The 21,125-nt window shown below is 65.9% G+C and carries 18 protein-coding genes; 10 read left to right on the top strand and 8 right to left on the bottom strand.

Going from position 1 to position 21,125, the window contains the following annotated elements:
* Positions 1-126 precede the first annotated feature (126 nt).
* Positions 127-3,753, top strand: a complete 3,627-nt coding sequence (locus LPA41_RS33735) for a DUF4132 domain-containing protein (protein WP_229075179.1) — start codon at positions 127-129, stop codon at positions 3,751-3,753.
* A gap of 141 nt (positions 3,754-3,894) precedes the next feature.
* On the opposite strand, the gene LPA41_RS33730 is transcribed toward LPA41_RS33735, so the two are convergent.
* Both LPA41_RS33730 and LPA41_RS33725 read right to left on the bottom strand, forming a co-directional pair.
* Entirely contained in the window at positions 3,895-4,116 is a 222-nt protein-coding gene (locus tag LPA41_RS33730; RefSeq protein WP_229075178.1) for a hypothetical protein, read from the bottom strand.
* Positions 4,117-4,148: 32 nt separating this feature from the next.
* Entirely contained in the window at positions 4,149-5,414 is a 1,266-nt protein-coding gene (locus LPA41_RS33725; RefSeq protein WP_229075177.1) for an aminoglycoside adenylyltransferase domain-containing protein, read from the bottom strand.
* Positions 5,415-5,633: 219 nt separating this feature from the next.
* On the opposite strand from LPA41_RS33725, the gene LPA41_RS33720 reads away from it, so the two are divergent.
* Together LPA41_RS33720 and LPA41_RS33715 are read left to right on the top strand one after the other, a co-directional pair.
* On the top strand, positions 5,634-6,161 hold the full coding sequence (locus LPA41_RS33720; RefSeq protein ID WP_229075176.1) for a GNAT family N-acetyltransferase: 528 nt from the start codon (positions 5,634-5,636) through the stop codon (positions 6,159-6,161).
* Between the two features lie 271 nt (positions 6,162-6,432).
* Entirely contained in the window at positions 6,433-6,870 is a 438-nt protein-coding gene (locus LPA41_RS33715) for a hypothetical protein (RefSeq protein WP_229075175.1), read from the top strand.
* 140 nt (positions 6,871-7,010) lie between these two features.
* Here LPA41_RS33715 and LPA41_RS33710 read toward each other — a convergent pair whose 3' ends face one another.
* On the bottom strand, positions 7,011-7,979 hold the full coding sequence (locus LPA41_RS33710; protein ID WP_229075174.1) for a CPCC family cysteine-rich protein: 969 nt from the start codon (positions 7,977-7,979) through the stop codon (positions 7,011-7,013).
* A 151-nt stretch (positions 7,980-8,130) separates the two neighbouring features.
* A complete protein-coding gene (locus LPA41_RS33705) occupies positions 8,131-8,376 on the bottom strand; it encodes a hypothetical protein (RefSeq protein ID WP_229075173.1) in 246 nt (81 codons plus the stop codon).
* A 129-nt stretch (positions 8,377-8,505) separates the two neighbouring features.
* Between LPA41_RS33705 and LPA41_RS33700 the strand changes: the two genes are divergently transcribed.
* The 4 genes from LPA41_RS33700 to LPA41_RS33680 all read left to right on the top strand — a co-directional run bounded on the left by LPA41_RS33700 (position 8,506) and on the right by LPA41_RS33680 (position 14,240).
* Positions 8,506-9,798, top strand: a complete 1,293-nt coding sequence (locus LPA41_RS33700) for a hypothetical protein (protein ID WP_229075172.1) — start codon at positions 8,506-8,508, stop codon at positions 9,796-9,798.
* 403 nt (positions 9,799-10,201) lie between these two features.
* Positions 10,202-10,900 carry a tyrosine-type recombinase/integrase gene (locus LPA41_RS33695; RefSeq protein ID WP_229075171.1) on the top strand — a complete coding sequence of 233 codons (699 nt, stop codon included), beginning with the start codon at positions 10,202-10,204 and terminating at the stop codon, positions 10,898-10,900.
* A gap of 807 nt (positions 10,901-11,707) precedes the next feature.
* On the top strand, positions 11,708-12,484 hold the full coding sequence (locus LPA41_RS33685) for a hypothetical protein (RefSeq protein ID WP_229075170.1): 777 nt from the start codon (positions 11,708-11,710) through the stop codon (positions 12,482-12,484).
* Positions 12,485-12,854: 370 nt separating this feature from the next.
* The gene (locus tag LPA41_RS33680) at positions 12,855-14,240 is read left to right on the top strand and encodes an IS1380 family transposase (RefSeq protein WP_308036656.1); all 1,386 of its coding nucleotides are present in this window, start codon (positions 12,855-12,857) and stop codon (positions 14,238-14,240) included.
* A gap of 261 nt (positions 14,241-14,501) precedes the next feature.
* Here LPA41_RS33680 and LPA41_RS33675 read toward each other — a convergent pair whose 3' ends face one another.
* Positions 14,502-14,963, bottom strand: a complete 462-nt coding sequence (locus tag LPA41_RS33675) for a hypothetical protein (protein WP_229075168.1) — start codon at positions 14,961-14,963, stop codon at positions 14,502-14,504.
* Between the two features lie 67 nt (positions 14,964-15,030).
* A complete protein-coding gene (locus LPA41_RS33670) occupies positions 15,031-15,549 on the bottom strand; it encodes a hypothetical protein (RefSeq protein WP_229075167.1) in 519 nt (172 codons plus the stop codon).
* Between the two features lie 299 nt (positions 15,550-15,848).
* Between LPA41_RS33670 and LPA41_RS33665 the strand changes: the two genes are divergently transcribed.
* Both LPA41_RS33665 and LPA41_RS33660 read left to right on the top strand, forming a co-directional pair.
* A complete protein-coding gene (locus tag LPA41_RS33665) occupies positions 15,849-18,014 on the top strand; it encodes a CHAT domain-containing protein (RefSeq protein ID WP_229075166.1) in 2,166 nt (721 codons plus the stop codon).
* Between the two features lie 103 nt (positions 18,015-18,117).
* Entirely contained in the window at positions 18,118-18,702 is a 585-nt protein-coding gene (locus tag LPA41_RS33660; RefSeq protein ID WP_229075165.1) for a hypothetical protein, read from the top strand.
* 131 nt (positions 18,703-18,833) lie between these two features.
* On the opposite strand, the gene LPA41_RS33655 is transcribed toward LPA41_RS33660, so the two are convergent.
* On the bottom strand, positions 18,834-19,838 hold the full coding sequence (locus LPA41_RS33655) for a hypothetical protein (RefSeq protein WP_229075164.1): 1,005 nt from the start codon (positions 19,836-19,838) through the stop codon (positions 18,834-18,836).
* Positions 19,839-19,899: 61 nt separating this feature from the next.
* Here LPA41_RS33655 and LPA41_RS33650 point away from each other — a divergent pair, with 61 nt between their 5' ends.
* Complete coding sequence (locus tag LPA41_RS33650) at positions 19,900-20,589, top strand: TetR family transcriptional regulator (protein ID WP_229075163.1); 690 nt, start codon at positions 19,900-19,902, stop codon at positions 20,587-20,589.
* Here the strand turns inward: LPA41_RS33650 and LPA41_RS33645 are convergent.
* Positions 20,556-21,110 carry a hypothetical protein gene (locus LPA41_RS33645; RefSeq protein ID WP_229075162.1) on the bottom strand — a complete coding sequence of 185 codons (555 nt, stop codon included), beginning with the start codon at positions 21,108-21,110 and terminating at the stop codon, positions 20,556-20,558. The genes LPA41_RS33650 and LPA41_RS33645 overlap by 34 nt on opposite strands.
* Positions 21,111-21,125: the final 15 nt, after the last annotated feature.

The raw sequence follows: 21,125 nt of genomic DNA, 5'->3' as shown, positions 1-21,125 counted from the left end.
AGCCGGGTCAGCTCGGATGCGCACTACCTGTCGCGGAGGAACCAGCGTTGGTCACCCTGTTCTTGTCGTACCTGATGGCTACCGTGTCGTCCGCCGCCATTGATCAAGGTCGAGGAGTTGTTCAGGATGCGCTGTTTCGAGCACCAGGGTGCGGGGCCGGCGAAGTTCTGGCGGGTGTCGCGGGACGGTGCCGTGGTGACCGTCCGGTTCGGACGTGTCGGCACCGCCGGTCAGATCCGGGTGAAGGAATTGGCCGACGAGGCGGCGGCGATCGCACATGTGGAGGCGTTGGTCGCCGAGAAGGTGAAGAAGGGATATGTCGAGGTGGCCGCCGGGGCGCCGGTCGCGGCTACCGGTGTGTCCGGCCCGGCGGTCTCCGGGCCGGCTGCGCCGGACGGCGGCACGGCGGCGGGACCGGTCGTGGTCCGGGACGAGGATGTGCTGGTGCTGCCGGCCGACTGGATGCGCAAGGTCCAACGGCGGCGTGGTGGTCGCGGGGGTGGTTCGTTACCGCGCCTTGCGGGTGCGGTGGCGAAGGCCGGGGCGCTCATGGAGGCCAAGAGCACGGAGCGGGCGCAGGTCCTGGCGGCACCGCGCAGTGACGGTGAACTGGTGGCCGCGGCCGAAGGGTTCCTGGACGGCAGCCGGGTGACGCCGCTCGGTGCCGCGGCGGCCGTGGTGGCGTCGACGCATGCGTGTGAGCAGCGGGAGTTCGGGCAGTTGGCGGTGCTCGCCGACGGGTGGATCGCGGCCCACGGGTTGACGTTCGCGACGCGGGCCGTCGCGGAGGCCGCCGGTCTGGACGTCAGACGGCGGGGCTACTCGTCCCCCGACCAGCAGGAGAACCTGCGCCGGGTGACGCCGGCGGACCGCGGTGGCCGGTGGAGCTTCGATCCGTGGCTGCCGCTGGCGGAGCGGGTGCGGGCCCGGCTCGCCGTCGCCGACGACGCCGAGTACGAGCAGGCTCGGCAGGCGCTTGCGGAGTACCGCCCGGCGGTGCAGCGCACGATCACCACCTATCTGATGCCGACCGTGTCGGAGTGGGTCGACGAGGACTGTGGTGCCGATCTGTATCGCATCGAGTTGGTCGGGTTCGCGGTCTCGACGCCTGAGCAGTGGGACCGGTTGGCCAGCAAGATCGATGCGACAGATCTGAGTCTGCGGGGCGGCTTGCTGGCCACCCTCCTCGACGGGGTCGGTGCGGCGGTGACGCCGCGCTTGATCGAGTTGCTGAACAAACCGAACGAGTACACCGCTGAGCGGCGGGCGGTGATCGGTGGTCTGGCGTTGGTGCCGACCGACGAGGCGTTCGGCGTGTTGGTGCAGCAGGCGGACGACAAGCTGGTAGCGGCCGGGCTCAGCGAGGCTGTGCAGCGATTCCCGGTGCGGGCGTTGCGTCTGCTGGGGACGGCGGCCGGCGACCCGGCCGGGAACCGGGGGCCGGCGGCCGAGTTGTTGCGCCGCCATGCGACGGCGAACCCGGAGGTGGCGGGTGCGGCGCTGCCGTCGTTGCCGGAGGTCGCCCGGCGGCAGGTGCAGTCGATTCTGGCGTCGTTGTCGGCGGTGCCGCAGGCGCCGGCGGGGTTGTTGCACCCGTTGTTGACGACGCCGCCGTGGACGCGGGCGCGGACGGTGGCCGAGCCGGTCGTGGTGGAAGGGCTGACGGCGCCGGACGTGCCTCGGATGCGCTGGGCGCCCGGGGAACGCGAAGCGCTGGTGCCGGACTTCGAGGAGCCCGGACCGCCCGACGCCGTCGGCCTCGCACGCTGGGAGCAGGAAGCGGCGAAGCTGCGCGAGGGCCGCATGACCCATGCCGCCGACGAGGAGAGGTTCTTCGTCAACGCGCCTCGGTCGCTGGCGCTGGAGTTACTGCCCGGGTGGCGTCCGATGGGCTTCTGGTCGCCGGGATGGACTCTGCCCCATCTGCTCTTCCGGTTCGGCGTGGACGCGGTGCCGGCCGTCGTCCAGCGCAACCGCCAGCGGGGTTCGCTGGACGTCTACGGGCCCCTGTTGCTGCCCGCGGAGGGAGCCGAGGTCGCCTCGCTGATGGCCGATTGGCTGGACAGGTTGAGGTCGGTGCGCTGGATCGCGGTGAGCTGGCTCCGGCGGCACCCGCAGGCGGCGGCGCGTGATCTCATCCCGGCGGCGCTCGGCCCGGTCGGCGCGGAGCGCCGTGCGGCGGAGCAGGCGCTGCGTGTGCTGGTGGCGGCCGGTCACGCCGACGTGGTGCGGGCTGCTGCCGCTGATCACGGTGCTGGCGCGGCGGCCGCGGTGGAGGTGTTGTTGTCGGCCGACCCGGTGGAGGCCGCGCCGGCCCGGCTACCAGATCTTCCGCAATGGGTCGAGGAGGCCGGAACGCTTGCGCCGGTGCTGTTGCGCGACCGCCGTCATGCGTTGCCGCCGGAGGCGGTGCGGAATCTGTGCACGATGCTGGCGTTGTCTCGTCTGGGTCTGCCGCACCCGGGTGTGGCCGAGATGCAGGAGACGCTGGATCCGGCGGCGTTGGCGGAGTTCGGCTGGTCCTTGTTCAAGGGCTGGGAGTCGGCGGGGTTCCCGCCGAAGCAGAGCTGGGTGCTGGAGGCGCTGGCGTTGATCGGTGACGATGAGACCGTGCGCCGGCTCAGCCCGGTCGTGCGTGCCTGGCCGGGCGCGGGCGGTCACGCGCGTGCCATGATCGGGCTCGACGCGCTCTACGCGTTCGGCTCCGAGATGGCACTCATTCATCTCCACGGCATCTCGCGGACGGTGAAGTTCGAGGCGCTCAAGGACGGCGCGGACAGCCGGGTCCGGGCAGTCGCCGCGGAGCTGGGATTGACCTCCGACCAGCTGGCCGATCGGCTCGTTCCCGACTTCGGGCTGGGCGATCAGAACACTCTCACACTCGACTATGGTCCGCGTCGTTTCCTGGTGGGTCTGGACGAGCAGCTCACGCCGTTCGTGATGGATGAGGACGGCACGAGGCGCAAGGCGCTGCCCAAACCGGGTGCCAACGACGACGAGGAGCTCGCGACGGCGGCGTACAAGCGGTTCTCCGCGTTGAAGAAGGACCTGCGTTCGGTGGCGGCGGATCAGGTCAGCCGGCTGGAGGAGGCGATGGTGGTCCGGCGGCGGTGGACCGGTGCGGAGTTCCGGCGGCTGTTGGTCGGGCATCCGTTGATGGGGCACCTGGCACGGCGTGTGGTGTGGGTGACTTACCGCGCGGACGGTGCGGTGGGCACGAGGTTCCGGGTGGCCGAGGACGGCAGCGCGGCAGACGTCGACGACAAGGTGTTCACCGTGGACGACGACGTGGCGGTCGGCGTCGCCCATCCCGTGGACCTGGAGGCCGACCTTTCCGCGTGGACGGCGCTGTTCACCGACTACGAGATCCTTCAGCCGTTCCCGCAGCTCCACCGGCCGGTGCGGCGGCTGACCGCGGAACAGGCCGCACAACGAAAGCTGCCCGAGTTCATCGACGTCAACGTCCCGGTCGACCGGTTGCTGAAACTGGAACGTCGCGGGTGGTGGGGGCGAAGCGCGCCGATGGACGCCGGGATCCAGAACACCATGGAGTGTGACCTGCCGGGTCCTGGATGGCTGGACTTCCCTCTCGACCCGGGTATCTCGATCAACGACGCCTACGACCAGCCCACACAGACCTTCCGCGACGCACGGCTTACCGGGGCGGAGAACTTCGCCGCCCTCGATCCGGTGGTCGTCTCGGAGCTGCTGTGCGACCTGCACTACCTGGTCAACGGCGGACCTCTGCGATGACCGGGCGGGTCGCCGGTCAACTCGGCCCCGGCCGGCGGCCCGTTCGCCTCCGCGTCCGGCCCCTCACGTCCCGCATACCCCACCCGCGCCGGCGCTCAGCTCACCAGGCCCAGCGGTACGCGAACAGGCCGAAACGGCATCTCATCGCTGCGATCCGTCGGCCGATCGCCTCTTCTGCGTCCAGATGACGTAGCCGGCGCAGAGGACCAGCATGACAACGGCGATGGCGGTCCACGCCCAGCGGGCGAAGGGCTCGTCGGCCACGAAAGCTCGGATGCCGGCCAGAACGGCGAGCGCCAGCGGGCCCAGGCCGAACCACTCGGAGTTCTCGGAGAGGGTCAGATCTTTCAGCGCCTGCCGCATGCGGCCATTTTAGGTAAGGACGGCCGGATGGGTCAGGTGTGGTCGAGGACGGTCCGCAGTACGTCCGCGATCCCCGCGGCCTCCATCGAGGCGCGCCGCCCCGCGTACTGCTCGCGTGCCTGCCGGACGGCGGTCAGCGACGGGTCCTGCTCGAGTGCCCACGCGGCCGCCTCCGCCTTGGAGCAGTGCACGCCCTCGGCCGCGAACCGCCAGATGCGGCACGCGGTGAGGACCATGAAAGCGCCATGCTCGGCGTCGTCGGTCAGCGACAGCCAGGTGGTGAGCCAGTGCCGGCCCCGCGCCACCACCCAGCCGCCGGGCACGGGGGCGATGACCTCTCCCGGCGAGAGGCCATGCAGCGTACGCCCGTTCGCCCGCGCCGCGGAAAGCTCGGCCGGCAGGTCGGGCTCGCCGGCGACGCGGCGCGCGACTTCCACGCGGGTCGACGTGCGGCCGCTCGACGTGCGGCCCCTCGACGTGCGGTCGTAGCGGCCGACATGCAGCTCCACCGGCGGCGCGGGGCTCGGTGCGGCGACCGCCTCGGTGGTGACGACGTGCAGGTCGACGCCGGTGGCCGTGCCGATTTCCGCGTCCCGGACCAGACCTTCCAGCGCGGCGGCCTCGGCGTCGGTGAGCGGGCGGTCGACCACGGTGAGCAGGTCGACGTCGCTGCGGCCGGAGCGGAAGTCGCCGGTGGCGAAGGAACCGTGCAGGATCAGCGAGACGGTCGCGGAGCCGATGACGCCGAGCACCGCGTCGGCGAGCCCGGCGGCCGGATGCCCACCGGAGATGATCCCGAACAGCTCCGACGGGCCGAACACCGCGGATCCCTCATGGAGCGGCACCGCGACGCCTCGCGGGTCGGGCACCCAAACCCACCAGGACGGCGCGAAACCGTCCTCGCGGCTCAAGGCCAGCGCCACACCGAGTTGGTAGTGGTGGCGCACGACGGCGACGGCCGCCTTGTCGACGTCCCCGTCGTCGAGGGAGTCCCCGCGGAGACGTTTCACCTCGAGAAAGAGCAGGTTGTTGGTGCGCCCGCCCCGCCCCCTGCGATGGATGACCAGGTCGGGGCGCATGTGCGTGCCGTACGCCGGGTTCCGCGTCTTGAGGTGTGCGGCCGTGCCCTCGCGGTCGTACTCCGCGTCGACGTCCCACGGGCCATCCACGCGGTTCGCGAGGTGGTGACCCAGCCGGAAACACAGCGCGGTCTCCCCCACGCCCAGCTCGAACAGCTGCCGGTCCTGTTCGTAGAGATCGTGCAGGGCCTGTTTGAGCCAGCCGAGCGCCGCCGTCACGCGTCAACCCTACCTTCGAGAGGAAAATCGGTTCGCGAACGGCCCAAGTGCTGTATTAGGGTGCGCCTCATGACTTTCCTATGCTGCTGCGCCGCTGCGGGACGCACCCGCCGCTCCTGAGCGGCGAGCATCCTGCACCACGTTGCTCCGCCGCTTCCTGCGTCCCAGGCCCATACGTGTCACGTATCGGCTTCGTCGTCATGGAAACGGAGCATTCGCATGCCCCAGCAGTCTCACCCCACCGAGCCATCGCACCAGATCCGGCCGCTCACGCCTGCCGACCTGGAAGCAGTCGTCGACCTGTCCCTCCTCGCGTGGGAGCCGGTCTTCGTCTCGTTCGAGAAGATCCTCGGATCCGCCATCTTCGACCTGCTGTACCGCCCCGACTGGCGGGCGGCCCAGGCCGACAGCGTCCGGAAGTACTGTTTCGCGGACGGCGCTGAACCCTTCGTCCTGACCACGGCCGACGGTGCCGCAGCCGGTTTCGTCGTCCTCCGGCAGGACCGGGAGGAGTCACTGGGCGTCATCGAGATGATCGCCGTGCACCCGGAGCATCAGCGTCGCGGTCACGGCCGAGCCCTGATGGAGTTCGCCGTTCGACGGCTGCGCGAGCAAGGGCTGAACCTCATCAACGTGACAACCGGCGGCGACCCCGGGCACGCACCCGCACGCGCGCTCTACGAAGCGGTCGGGTTCACCGGACTTCCTCTCGTCAACTACTACCTGGCAGACCGGACAGCACAGTAGGAAGCCCGGCCGGCGTTGCACGGGCAGGAGCGCTCGCGCAACGCCGGCCGGATCTCCCCCCGATCAGGCGCGCGACGTGTGAGGCGAACCAAGAGCAGGTAAGCGTCCGGAGGGCTGACACAAGCAGCAATGCCCTGCTTTACCAGCAGCCGATTGACTGGTTGCTCTGTTACGTGGTGATGCAGACGCGGCCGGGGTCCCGGAGTTTTCAGATGTCAGCGGGCATCCAGCTTCTGTGCGGGCCCGCTGAGTACTTGATCGCTGACCTCTCGTGGACAAGCGGGCCACCCAACTTGGGAAGTTTCGGGATCTGCCGGAGGACTTGGCACTGGCCGAGCATGTGATGGCGGAGGTCGCCGAAGCCATCAGTGCCGAAGCCGTTCCGTTCTTCGCCAGGTTCGGGAACCTTCCTACGTATGCGGTTGCGGCCGACGTCCATGCTTTGACGAGTAACGGGCTTAACTGCCGCTTCCATGAGCGGCGGTTCTACTCCCGTCTGCTACTGGGTGACTTCGCGGAAGCGCTTGCCGCAGCAGAGGCAGCAGAGCGCACGGCGCGGTGCGATAACAGCGGGTGGGCGCACGAGTTAGCCGATCGTGTCGCAGCGATTGCAGCCGCTGCCCAAAGTGACCAAGCCGCGGCCGTCGCACTACTGAGCGGCCAAGCTGCCTGGAGTCGCACCAAACTTCGCCGGCCGCGAAACGGGTGACCGAACGAACCGTCCAACGTACTGATCTGCCGCTGTGCGCGCTCGGGCCGGCCGCCGTCACGACCGGTGGTCGGCTATGACGGACCGGCGTCTTGTCGTGCCGATGATAGGTAGTCGCGTAGTGTGGCTGCGATACGGTGTCACCTGGGTTCGAGGGGCGGAGAATGCGGCCGCAGCGTCCGGCCGCGGCCTTTCCGGATGTACTCAACTCGCGCCTCATCGAGGCTCAAACCGCCGTTCGGTCCGCCCCTGACAGATGCACTGTCGTGATTGTCCTGGCCGTCGTCCTCCCACCCGCACTCATCGCAAATCTCGTAGCTTCCTCGCTCCGACAACGTGGTGTGGCCGCAACAGGGGCAGGTGTAGAGAACATCTCCGACTGCCGCGATCACGTTCTTCAGCGAGGTGTACTGGTGTAGCCAATCCGTCGGCTGGTGCGCTACGGCAAGACTTTCGCGGGCGTTTGAGTCCGCTTCCGAGTGGTCGTGATGAGCACCGCCGACCCTGGCGTCTTCCGTACCCAATTGGTGCTCATCCTGCGTGACGTGCCACCGCCACGGGCCCACATCACCGCGGCGTCCGGTGTGCCGGAGCAGGACGTGTGTGGAATGCTGTTGCTTTGCGGTCTCCTGCCGCTGCTGGGTGGTTGCGTCTGGCGCCAGCCGAGCCAGAACGCGTGTGCTGAACTTCGCGGGTATCCACCAGCTCACGTTCAGGCCTTGCGTGATGTCGTGGGTGTGGAGTACGACCTCAGCGACGCCGAGCGCTGTGAAACCACTGAGGTCGTACGGCCCGAAGTGCCAGGCCCGTCTGTCCGTCGCTGCGGTCCGCAGCGCCGCGACAAACAGCTCACCGCATGCGTCGACGACCGCCAAGACCTCCGACACCGAGGCGTCGTCGCGGATCACCAAATCCAGAGGCAGGTACGCATCCTGTGCCCGGCCGGCCACTTGAGCCCCGTAGGCGAGCAGCTCATGGCCGATGTGGGCAAGCGTCTCCCGGCATGTCCAGTCAAGAGTGCCGGCTGCGACCGACCAGTCGAGGTCCACCAGCGGTTCGAGGACCTCGGCCATCGTTCGGAGAGCGCGCTCCAGATCCGGGACCTCCATGCCGCGGATTATGACAGCCCAGACCCGGCGCCCAAACAGCCGAGGAAAGCATGACCTCCGTACGGCAGGACCGTTTCCTACCGAGCGAACAGCGCACTCACATGCCGCCGTTCGCGCGGTCACTCCGCGGAACTGCGACGTTGGAATTACTTCAGCCATGTGCGCAGCTGGGCGTCGTATGCAGGAAGCGTCCATCGGGGCCCGCCAGCAGGTCGATGCCGTGGAGAAGGTCGAGCGCCCACTCAACAACGCCGTCTTCGACGGGAGCTGCATGCGGATCGATGAACCATCGGGCAGCCCATCGATCAGCCTGGTCGCGAGTACGGGTGCCATCAATCAGCCCGGTGAACCATGCTTCGACCTCTTCGCGGGTCGGAGTCCGTCGCGTAGAACTCATACATTGAGAATGCCGAGCCCACCGTCCTCAACTGCCGAGATCCGGGCAGACAGCCGTGCGCTCTTGTGCCGCTGCTACCGCATAGCTGGCGGGTCGCTCCCGCTGTGACGGAGGCGGCATACTTCGTGCGTGCGTGCGCCGCTGGACACTTTCGCTGGGCTGCTCGACCGATCCGTTCAGGAGATCGCCGCTGCGGTCGCTGAACCTCGCAACTTCGATGCCGTCCGCGTCGGCGCTCTCGCTGACATCTGGGACAACAATACGTTTCCGCTGGTAAGCGTTGCATGTGAACCGTGGTTGTTGCGGGGGCGGCGGGCACGTACCGGGCTGCGGTGGATGGCCGACCTCGGAGCTGCCCGCCGGGCGCTGATGGTCGACCTGGATCCGGCTCTTGACCGTCGACTGCCGCCGGCCGCAGCAGTGCGCTCGGTGTACCGCGACTATCAGGCACGTGTCCGCCCGGGTTCCTTTTCGGTGACGACGGAGATCATCGCTGGTCTCGCCACCGACTACGATCTGGCGGACGCCAGCGTTCGCCAGATCACGGTTCGGCCTGGTGAAGCGGGTCTACGAGTCGAGGTGACCGTTGCCGCTCCACGGCGGTTCGTGCCCAGCGCCGGACGTGTGGCACGAGACGGGTCCCGGCAGCCCTGGCCTGCTGCACCGCTGCGTTTCACCTTCATCGGCGTCACCGATCTACGGTTCGACGCCTGCGACGGGCACGGCGTCAGCCTCACGGCCGGGGACGCCGGAGTCGCCATCACAATCGGACAGCAGGGAACGGTGCGCGCCACGGAGGCGTCGGTGTGGCCCGACGACCCGGTGTGGCACGAATCGTCGGCAGGCCGCGCCGCTGACGCGGTGGCACCACAGGGACGCTCGAACCGGCGCCCGGCGGGGCCGACCTGGTCGTTGACCGCGCAGCAGCGGGCCGCTGCCCGGGCGATGACGGAACTGATGCAGCGGATCCGGATGGTCGGCTACCACCCTGCTTTGGCCGCCACCATTCCGGTGCAACAGATGTGCCGCGTCGCGGCAGACGCCGGCAGCGCCATCCTCGCAGCGAGCGCGAAGCGAAGGCCTGCTCGCGAACAAGCGTTCGCGGATCTCGCCCAGCAGTGGCGCAACACCTCGCCCGCGTTCCCGCCGGCGCCGGTCCCGTCGGGGCCTGCCAACCTTCGCTATCTGCGCTATGCCGCGCAGCACGAGGATTGCGATGTCCAACGCGACGGCGTTGCTGTCCTGGTCGCAGCCGTGCCCGACACCGACCCCGCAGCACCGTGGCGACTTGCCAGCGAGGAACTGCCTCAACCGGCGAGCTTCCACATCACCATGGCAGCGTTCGGCGGAACTCGCGAAATATCCCGCGACTCGGGCGCCGTCACCATGAATGGCATGCTCATCGGCCGCGAGGCTCCGTAACCACTCCCCACGAACCCTCGGCGCCAATCAGGTCAAGCCAGTGCTCCGGGTTGGCTGCCGCATCCTGAATCGCCGTGCGCGTGAGTGTTCATCATCGGCTATGGATTTGGTCGCATGAACGTACTGGTCTGCCGCCGCGAGTGCGATGGCCGTAGGAGACGGCGAGGTGCCGGGCAGCGGTCATCGCTCCGGGAGAACCTCACGAAGGTGCACCGCTGCCCGGCATCTGAACAGGGTAGGCGTCTCGCATCACGCCCCGGACTATCAGAGCCAGCGCCAGCCGGTCGAAGCGAGCGGTATGACTACCTCGACAGCACTCCGGCCCAGCCGGACCACTTCCGACCCATGGCTCCTGGCGGCCGCGGCCGCCGCGTACCTCGGCCGGTACCGCGGTCAGTCGCGGATGCACACCGACTCCGACCTTAAGGTCTTCCTGCGCTGGTCGGCTGACCAGCGATTGGACCCGCTGCAAGCAGCACGGGTGGACATCGAGCGCTACGTGCGCTGGCTACAAGATGTCCGCTGCTACCAGCCCTCGACGGTGTCCCGGCGGCTGTCAGTGGTGATCGGCTTCTACCGGGTGTGCGTCATCGACCAGATCCTCCCGCATTCACCAGCCGACTACGTCCGCCGGCCGCTGGTACCGCCTGAGTCGCCTACGCTGGGCCTCAGCCATCTCCAGTTCGAGGCGATGATCACCGCTGCCCGACTGTCGGCCAACATCAACGACTTCGCGCTGGTCGCGATGCTGGGCCTACTCGGCCTGCGGATCTTCGAAGCGTGCGGTGCCAACATCGCTGACCTCGGCCAGGAACACGGCCACCGCGTGCTCAAGGTCCGCGGCAAAGGCGGCAAGGTCGTACTCGTCCCTCTGCCTCCGGCGGTGGCTCGGGCCATCGACCGCGCCGTCGAGGGCCGGGACGACGGTCCTATCCTGCGCAACGCTCGTAGAGGGCGCATGGACCGGCACGCAGCGACCCGTCGGCTCAAGCACTTGGCCGAGACCGCCGAGTTGCGGATCCCGAAGATGCACCCGCACATGCTGCGGCACACCTTCGTCACCACCATGCTCGACGCCGGCGTCAGCCTCCGCGACGTCTAGATCGCCGCCCGCCACGCCGACCCACGCACCACCATCCGCTACGACCGCGCCCGCAAGAACCTCGACCGCCACCCCAACTACATCCTCGCCGCCTTCATGGCCTCAGGGACGTAACCCGCCGACATCCGACCTTGCCGAGTTGAGTGCGTTCGATCATGCCGATCACCGAGTGCACGGTCCGGCAAATCCTGCCTGTGCTCGACCAACGGGCAGCGGCAATGGAGCCGCGGCCCAAGCGGATACCGGCCAGCACCGACTTCGGCAGTTGCTTCGACCGCCCACTCGACACGTGACACGAGCCCGGCACTTGGGCCAGGCGGTCCGTCAGGCCGGCTGCGGCTCCCGCGTCTCGGGCCTTGCGCCAGTCGAGGAGGTGTGACCCGTAGAGCCGTTCCCGGCGCAGGATCGCCCCGCGAGCCGCCGCATCCGGCGCCGACTCGTACTCGTCCAGGATCCGCGCCTTGAACTCTGCGGTGAATGTCCGCCGCTGGGGCCGGCGTCCGGATCCAGACTCTCATGGGGCTTCGACGACATGCTGATGTGCTCTCCTCAAGACCGTCCAGAAAGAGTATCCCCTGGTAGACGGGCTGTCTCGCATCAGCGTGACAGGGAGGGTCTAGTACGTATCCGGCACACGAGGTCCTATCGGTCGCCACTCGGCGCACGCGGCGAAGGCTTATACAGGTGTGTTTGGCGTACGCGCGACCCGATCGGGCGATGACGACGACTGCGCCCAAGCCATAACACTTAGGCGCCAACAGCACCCGCAGCTTGAGGTCGCCCGAAGCGGCCGGGGAGGTGTTCTGAGTGGACGATTGCAGCAGTCGGGTCGACTGGAACCCTGTCGAGGTCGGCCAATCGCATTCCCAGCTGGCTGCGGTAATCGCCGGCTTTTTGTTCACGGGCGTTGTCTTTCTTCTGGGACGGCCTCGTCCCAATACGAACGATTCGTACCCCTACGTCCTCATGATTCCTTCCTTCTTCATACTGCTGCTCGACAGCTTCCTCTTTTCGGTCATCTCCGGAGAGCAGGTCTGCAACCGCGCCTGGACGGAAACCATGATCGCGGCCGGGCTGCTGGGCGCGGGGAGTCTTGGAATCTTCGGGGGGTTGGCATGGGTCGTCTACAACGTCCGCCCTGGACAGCGGGAGCCTCTTTCTATCGTGCTTGCGACTTCCCACCTGATTGCAATAGTAATCTTGCTGCACCTACAGACGACCACCGTCTATTACTTACGGGATCTCTATCCAGACGACGGCATGCCGGATTGGCTGACGATGACCACCTGGCTTATCACAGGCTGCGTGCTTGGCCTGCTGATAGCCGCATCGGTGCTGCGGTGGCTAAGGCCGCACAAAAGGATGCAGGTGCACGCCGCCGCCTATTGCGCATTGCTCTACGGGATTTCCTGCTCGGTCGCCTTCTCCGTGCTCGGAGGGAGGCCCCGGGCCGAGTGGGAACCCACTCCCAACTGGATAGCCGTAACATCGGTCTTGCTAGCCCTCACCACAAGCGGGGTAGCGGTTGCCACTCAGATCGCAGCGTTGCCGACAACAAAGTCGTCATCTGCAACGCGACGTTAAACCCCCCGGCATTCCTATGTTCCACTAATCATTTCCGCACGTATCGCGGTCGATAGCGGCAACCGGAGATTCCGGCCAGCAGTCCATGAGGTTTAGACCACCGAACGCATGGCTATACATGATGGGCAAATCGTGATCCGAGGAGACCCAGTATGCGCCGTTCGTCCAGGGTAAACTCACCTATTTTCGACCTGCTCGCCACATCAGCGCGCTCCAATTCTCATCGATTTCCATAACTTCGACGCGCTAGCCTCGGCCCTTCGTTACGGGTTGTCCAAGGAGTGGACCGGAAACGCAGAAGTGCCTTCTGATCAGGGAAAATAGGACTTGCTGAGGGTCCAGATTTCCTGTCACGGAAGGCACTTGCTGGGTGAAGCCTACCGCAACACGTCCGAAGATCATGGTGACCGGAGACGGGCGGGGCGTGGTCGGTCACGCCGGTGCCCGACTGCTCGCCGATCTCGCTGACACGACTGGTTTGACCAGCGCGTTCAGTCAGGCATTGGCGGGGTTGCGGCGGCGGCAGCGCGGGCACGACCCGGGCCGGATCGCGGTCGATCTCGCCGTGATGCTCGCCGATGGCGGCGAGACCATCGCCGATCTGGCGGTGCTGCGTGACCAGGCGGCCTTGTTCGGGCCCGTCGCGTCGGACCCGACCGCGTGGCGGCTGTTGTCGCAGCTCGACGCCACGATGCTGGCCGAACTGCGCACGGCCAGGGAGATCGCCTGGGCCCAGCACGCCGACACCCGCGGCGACCTGCCACAGCCGATCGTCGCCGGCCAGGCGGTCGACGGCCTGGTCTTGGACATCGACGCGACCATCGTGATCTGCCACTCCGACAAGGAATCGGCCACCCGCACCTGGAAGAAGACGTTCGGTTTCCATCCGCTGCTGTGCTTCCTGGACAACACCGGTGAAGCCCTCGCCGGCCTGCTACGCGAAGGCCGGGCCGGGTCGAACACCACCGCCGATCACATCACCGTCCTCGACCAGGCCCTCGCCCAGATCCCCGACGCGGTCCGGCACGGCACCCCGATCCTGCTCCGCGCCGATTCGGCCGGCTCCAGCCACGGGTTTCTCGCCCGCATCCGGTCCCTGCGCGAGCAGCACCTGGACATCCGATTCAGTGTCGGCACCGCGATCACCGAACCGGTCCGGGCGGCGATCCGGGCTGTGACCGGCTGGATTCCCGCCGTCGACACCGGCGGTGACCTGCGCGAACATGCCGAAGTCTGCGAGATCACGGGTCTGTTCGATGCGGCCGGCTGGCCAGAAGGAACCCGGTTCCTGGTCCGCCGGGAACGCCCACACCCCGGCGCCCAACTGAGCTTGTTCGACACCATCGAAGGCTGGCGGCACCAGGTCGTGGCCACCGACACCCCGCCCGGCAACGGCAGCATCCAGTTCCTGGAGGCCCGGCACCGGGCCCACGCCCGCGTCGAGGACCGCATCCGGACCGGCAAGAACACCGGCTTCGGCCGGTTCCCGTCCCGCGTGTTCGCGATCAACCAGGCCTGGCTCCAACTCGCGCTGACCGGCATCGACCTACTCGCCTGGACCCGGAACCTGCTTCTGGACGGCGACATGGCCACCGCGGAACCGAAGAAACTGCGGTACCGGCTGCTGCACGTCGCGGCCCGGATCACCCGCACCGCCCGCCGGACCCGTCTCGCGATCGCCGCGAACTGGCCTTGGACCGATGCTCTGACCAGCGCATTCACCAAACTCGCCGCGTTACCCCGGCCCACCGGCTGACCGGCGAAACTCACGCCCCGACCAGCAGCACGGAGGAACCCGGCCCGCGCCGGGCATTCAGCATGCCCATGAAACAGCCGATACGACGCGAATCCTTCTTCATCGATAATCGGCTATTGACTAACGCCCAAGTGAAAGACCGAGGCTAGGGATTCGCTTCGGGATGACGCACTGATCTGCCGCCGACCGTGCACGGCGGAGTCCTTTCGGATGCCACGCGAGGGGAACCCAAGCGGCGGTTGTGACGAGAAGGTGGCTGGCTCAGATCTGATCCAGTGTGACGGAGACCTCGCGCGGCGCCTGCGGAGCTCGTATTGCCCAGGCCCAGCCTGGGAGTTCGAGAGCTTCGTCGAAGAACTCGCTGACCGTCTTCCCGAAAGACCACAGGCTCCCCGACGCAATGGCGTCGGTGGCCTCGCTGTGAGGCCAGTACAACGTACAGCTCAACTGCCACAATGACTGCTCCTCGCAGCCGGCCGCGATGAACTGCCGCGTGAGATCGGCTAAGAACTCAGGTCTATCACGAAAATCATGAGTACCAAACTGGGCCAGAATGCCGTCGCCATCCTCCTCGACAGGCGCGGCATCCTCGACTGGAAGCGCGGCGAACTCTCGGAAGACCTCGACCGTGGTCCTTACGTCGGCTTCGGCGGGAGCAGTGATGTTGACACTCGCCTCGGCAAGCATGGACTCCAAGACCACCTTGGTTGCGCGGATCAGCACCGCCTGATCGTCTCACCCAGTCGCCCTCATTTGCCGCCGATCGTGCGCGTCGGCTGAAACCTCGCAATCACTTGCCGTGTTCTCGGCTCGGTCGTCTCGATCCGCCGTAAAGGTGGACGCGGTGGTCGACATGATGGTCGGGCTTGCGTGAGACGAACCCGTCGGTCTTCATCTCGCCGTTCGCGATGAGTATCAGCCAGTCCTCGTAGTACCAGCTGGGATTGCAGGCGCAGGTGGTGACGGTGAACCGGAAGTTCGCCTGATACCGGCCGATCTCCCCGGGCTTGAGCGTGAAGAGGCGGGACGGGCCACTCTGCCGCGGATAGGCGGCGCAACCCGGTAACCGGTCCACGATCAGCGTCCCCTTCTCCACGGACAACCAGAGGTCGAGGTCTCGGGCTTGATCCAGGCCACCAGTGACTACGCCGTCATGAAACACGTACCGGGCTGCCTCATCTGCAAGCACGTCGTGAATGACCACATCACCGGCTGGCATCGACGGCGGAAGCACCGCTGGGCTGCACAGACCCCGCCGGGCGTTCGCCGCCGGCGCCCCACGTGCTGCCGCACTCCAGCGCACACGCACTCGTTGAATAGTGATCACGGTTCACCCTGACGCGCCAAGCCACCGGACCGCCAGCCGTTATCGGAGCCAGCGAAGCTGCCCCGAGCGCCGGGAGCCGGTGGCAGCTATTCGCCACCTCCGAAAATGGCCCTCCGCCACTCAACCAACAACAATTGACCCGCACTGATGTAGCCGATGAGAGTTCCTTGCCCAACGGCTAATCATAAGATCTTCGCTTTTCCGTCAGCGTAGTCTAGTTGATCACCAAGCTCTTGCCGGGACACTCTTCCTTGAGCCGAAGAGTCGGCGATAATACGGGGATGACCAGCGCACCGCTCCTCCGGCCACCTGCATACGTCGTACCTTTCGCCACGGCCAAACCGGATGCACCATACTTCCCGCTGGTGGCGGGTACTCAGAATGAGGCATCGGGGATCACAGTGCCGCATGGCCTCGATCGCGATGTTGCTGCAGCACTACCAGGACTTTGGTATGCCCTGCATCTGCCAAATAGTTTCAGTGCGCTGACTGCAGTCCCTGCGAGAGTCCTGCGGGCATCTCGGCAGTTAGACCTTGGTCACGAGATCATCCTTGTACCACTATATGCTTTCGACGAGGCGACGCTCGGCAATCTAATGCGGCACCTCACTCCCGTCCTAGCGATCTGCCCCGACGAGATCACCGAAGAGGCTGCCGAGCGAGCCCGAACGCTAGGTTTTGCACTTCCGAGCGTTGCATTCTCGCAGCTATCAAATGAGTTGCTCAGGGAGCACTGGGACTCGATTCGCCAAAAATTCTCACCGGAGGAGATCAGTCGTGCCGACGACCACGCTGCTTCACCTAGCTTGACCACAAGAATTGACCTAGCGCCAACCTCATTGCCATATCAACATCTGGTAGGCAGGCTAGGCGAGTCCTCCTACCTTGAACCGGATGAGACCTCAGTGTTGCCTGACCTAGTCAGCCAGGCGATAAAGGGGCAAATCTTGATTGCGGCGCTAGCTCGCCTTGAGGCCGAAGGGCACGACGCCCAGATGGCTGTCAACCTCCTTCCTCAAGTGGCGGAAGCCGAGAGTTCAACTCTAAAGGTTCCCCTTGCAGTCGCTTTGCCGGGAGTGTCCTCGGCATATGTTCGCCAAGCATACGAGCCCTCGCTGCGAAAGAATGTGGCTACCATCGCAGCATGTGATCCGGATGATGTCTGGCCGCGAGCGATTCTCGACCGCCCTGACGTTATGATTGAAAGGGCGGCAATAGAATTTGTCGCCACACACCGCGCCATAGCTCGAGCCGGTAACGGTTTGCTGATGCCTTCGGTTCCGCAGCGAGCATTCACCCTGCTCAGGGAGCTGGAGAAGCACTTCGCGGCTCGAACGCCCAACGGAGCAATAGTTGGGAAATTCCTTCGGCAGATTACTGAAACCCTGAAACCGCTGTGGACTGATGAAATGATAGAGATGCTGCGACGTGCATCGTCTATCACCGCTTTTTCTAATTTTCCACTAGGTCTTGCTTGCTTGCCAGGCGACACGGCTCCGTTGCTCACTACAACTCCAATCACTTATCGCCCATTGCTTCCGCTTACGCGCGCACTGCAAGATGAGTTGGAGCACGTAGACATCATTGACCTGTCTGGGAAAATTCGAATCCTGGTAGTTGAGTGCATCTCAACAAGCGATCCAGTCGGGGCGATTTCACGGAATGCGTGGCGATCAGTGGAACAAAAAGTTCTCGGCGCCGACTCGGGGATCAAATTTGAGCGAAGAGACGTTGGTTCGGCCAGCGAGTTTCGAGATGCCCTAACTGCAGTCGCTCCCGATATTCTGATAATAAGCGCGCACGGAGGCGTTGATCCGACTGGGCAAATTGCAGGCCTGCACGTAGGTCGGGATTTCGTCGCAGGGCCAGGTCTGGGCCCCTTACCGCCAGTCGTGCTTCTCAGCGCTTGCTCGACAGCACCGCGCGGTGCCAGCGCCATTAGCATTACCGATTTGTTGTTCCGGGAGGGCGCAGTGGCGATCCTCGGCACTCAAGTTCCTGTTGATGTACGACACAACGCCATTCTAATGACGCGCTTTTTCGTCTACCTAGCTGAGGTTAGGTCGGGAAGGAGAGACTTTCCAACACTCCTGGAAGTTTGGCACCACGTACAGAGCTCGAATGCGGTAAATGACATTATGGGCGGAAGCTCGTCTCTCCGAAGCTGGCTGTTGGGCGCTGGGCCATCCGGTAAACCCGTGCTTCAAGAGTTCATGGACACAAGATCACGCGGGCGGCTACGCAGCACCCACATTTACGAAGACACGGAAAAGGTTCTTGGAGATATCGCCGAGGATCAAGGAAGGCGTTCCCAGGTGGAGAATTGGTTTCGTCGCCCCGGGTACGTTCCAGAATCGCTTTTCTACGTCCTCGCCGGCCGTCCTGAGCGCATATATTTCCGGGATCCGATGAGCATAGTAGCGGGCGCCAAGTTGCCTCCTACATAACCTTCGCCTCGAACGTAAATTATCCTGTGCTGTGGAACTCTCATGCCGTCGTGGTCGTGCGCTGGCCGTCATCTTCCGTATGAGGGGCTGATGGCGCACTCAGATGGGCGACCGGCTCGGCGAGCCCTCACGTTTAGCGGCCGAGACGGGCGATCGTGGCGGGGTGCTTCCAGAACCGATGCCCACCCGGATGCCGATGGACACGCATAGCTTCGTGGGCAGGCACCTCATGCGCCGCACGTACACCAGGTGCTTTGCGGTTCTCTCGCACATCGCGTGGCTTGACTACGACCAAGATGGACGGGTGCCGCTCAAGGATGTCGATCTAGCCCGCGTCCCTACGCATGTGTCGCTGACTACGCTGCGGCGTCAGCTTCGCGACCTGATTGCTGATGGCTTCGTCAAGCCGTTCGTCGAAGGAGCTATGACCCGGCTCGGCGAGCGCACCGCCGATGCTGGCTGGGAGAAGCTCGCCGATATCGCTAGGCGGATGCGTGCCGCCCGGACCGGCGCGAACGGGCGATTCGAGATCGAGGATGCCCCGTCAAAGGCCCAGTTCCACATTACCGGTGACCTGCCAGACGAGGCGTTCCAGGCCCTCACCGAGATTAACCTCAGCATCCCCGAATACGCAGGCAACGTGTTCGTCTGGGACCACGAGGCTGGCCGTTGGCGGCCGGTCTTGTAATCACACCGGAACAACGCGAAGCCGCTATACATACCGCGCGAACAGCGCACTCTTCTGCCGCAGAGAACGCGCGCTCCGTCTCGTCTCTATCCGCGCCCAGCGCGCTGGCCGGCACTCGCTGTAGTCACCCTTTATGACGCAGCGGTGGAGTCCGCGGCGACGTTGGGCGGATCCGGGAGGTTAAACGACAAGCTGAGTTCATTGATGAGATCTCGATAGGTGGTGGCCGCCGGTTTCGGCCGGTAATCGGAGTCGAGGATGCCGAGCTGAAAGAGGGGATGGTCGTGGCGGGTGTTCGCGTCGCGTAGCGCGAAGTGCTCGTAGGTGGTGATGTTGAGTTCTTCGCTGTGGCCGTCGATGGTACGCACGACGGTTTCGAGCACTTCGGCCTGACGGGAGTACGGCCGATCGACGCCAGTCCCCCAGCCGTGCTCGGTGATATGGATCGGCACTGATTCTTCGATGCCTGCCGCAGCGAGGCTCTGGTGGCGGAAGAGTTTGATGGCCCCTTCGACGATCCCGGGAAGGCGTTCCGCCGGAATCGGCTGGAAAACATCGGGAAAGAAGTCGAGGCCTGCGTAATCGAGGGCGGACCGGAATTCGTCACCGCCGCGACGGCCGAGGTCGGTCCAGAATTCTTGGGCCGGGTCGAAGGCGAGGGTGGAGTTGCAGCCCACCCGAGCAGCGAGTCCGAGCCGGTTTGCTTCGCGCTTCGCAGCGATGACACCTTCGACGAGCGCTTGCCGCGCGGCCGGGAAGCCGCCGTCCCCGCCGGGGCCGGCGTGGTTGGCCTCCTCGGTGATCTGCAGTGTGGCGAGGCATGCGGCGTGCTGGCGCACCTGTGCGCGGACGAAGTCGAGCCAGCCGCTGAGATCGAGGCCGGGTTCACGAAAGCACAGCACCAGGTCGAGACGCCGGCTGCCGGTGGCGTACTGGGCGGGGTTCGGCGGGGCCTGCACGGCGCCCGGAGCCGCATCGCTGTAGTGCAGGTAGCCGCGGACGAGGAACGGGTGCTCACCGTGCAGGGCGTCGAGTGCGGCGTTGATGCGTGCGGGCTGTTCGGCAGGGCCGTCGGTGACTGATCCGTCCGCCGCGCCGCTGAGGCCGCCGGGGTAGATGCCGAAGAGGAGTGCCATGGCGACACCGTACGCGAAACTTGGTGTGACACCAAGTTTGGGGTGACGCTATGATCTGCTGGTGGGGCTACGAGACGAGAAGAAGCAGGCGACACGGACAGCGATCGCGGACACCGCCTTGTCGCTCTTTCTCAGCAACGGCTTCGACCAGGTCACGGTGGCGGACATCGCGAAAGCGGCACAGGTCTCGGTCAACACTGTCTTCAACTACTTCCCCACCAAGGAAGACCTCTTCTTCGACCGCCAAGCCGACGTAGTCCAACGGCTTGCACGGGCAATCGCCGACTGTGCTCCCGGCGAATCAGTGGTCGATGCGGTGCATCGATCCTTCCTTGCGGCGGTGAGCCGGAACGATCCCACCTTGGGGATCAGCAGCGACATGGTCGCTTTCTGGCGCGTTGTCGACAAAAGCCCGGCACTTCAGGCAAGGGCGCGCCTGCTCGCCGAACTGACCGAGGCCGCGCTGGCCGAGAAGCTCGCTGAGATGAGTGCGACGCCCACGGATCCATTGGTTCCGCACGCCACTGCCGCAGTGATTGCCGGCGTGGACCGGGCGTTGCACGCGGAGATTCGGCGCCGCATATCACTCGGTGAAGAAAGCGACACCGTACGCGCCGCGATCGTAGACGCCGCCGCACGGGCTTACGCGGCGGTTCGCGCCGGAATGGACGCTTACCTCGAGACCGCCTGCCGTCCGACGCGGTCGGTCGGTCAGCGTCACGTGGCCGGCAGGCCGGTGATCTCTTCATAGATGGCGTCGTAGCCCGCATCGTCGACGAGGTCGAGCAGACCGCTCTCGTCGAGGGCATAGACGGACCGCGCGAAGCAGGTGTTGGTCACGGCGACCAGCTCGGCGATCGAACCGTACTCGACGACCGGGTCTCCCGGATCCAGCAGAGACACGACAACCGGTTCCGCACCGGCCGCGGACCACGCGGCCACGTGAAGATCGGTGGCGCCGTCGCGCAGCAGCGGCACCCAGTGGGGGTACGGCAGTTCGACGTACCAGTCGTCGCGGGTCTCGGCGAGGGCGACCGGCCGGTAGCCCGGGATCACCCAGCAGTCGCCGATCGACTGGCCAGGCGCATCCTCGACGCCGTCGCACCATGAGAACCAGGTGTGGACGGCTGCGGGCAGCTCCGGTCCGAGCACGGCGATGATCTCCGACGTCGGCCGTCCAGGCCGTAGCCACGGGGCGACCGGAGCGCCGAGCCTGCTCAGCCATCCGCTCCACTCCTGGAGAGCGTCCGCAAGGCCGTAACCCCTGTCCACGGGAAGGAAGCTAAC

The sequence above is a fragment of the Actinoplanes sp. DH11 genome, assembly GCF_020873875.1.
In the GTDB taxonomy this organism is placed as follows: Bacteria; Actinomycetota; Actinomycetes; order Mycobacteriales; family Micromonosporaceae; genus Actinoplanes.
The sequence above is the reverse complement of the archived record's forward strand: the minus strand, read 5'-3'. Positions and strand labels throughout refer to the sequence as shown.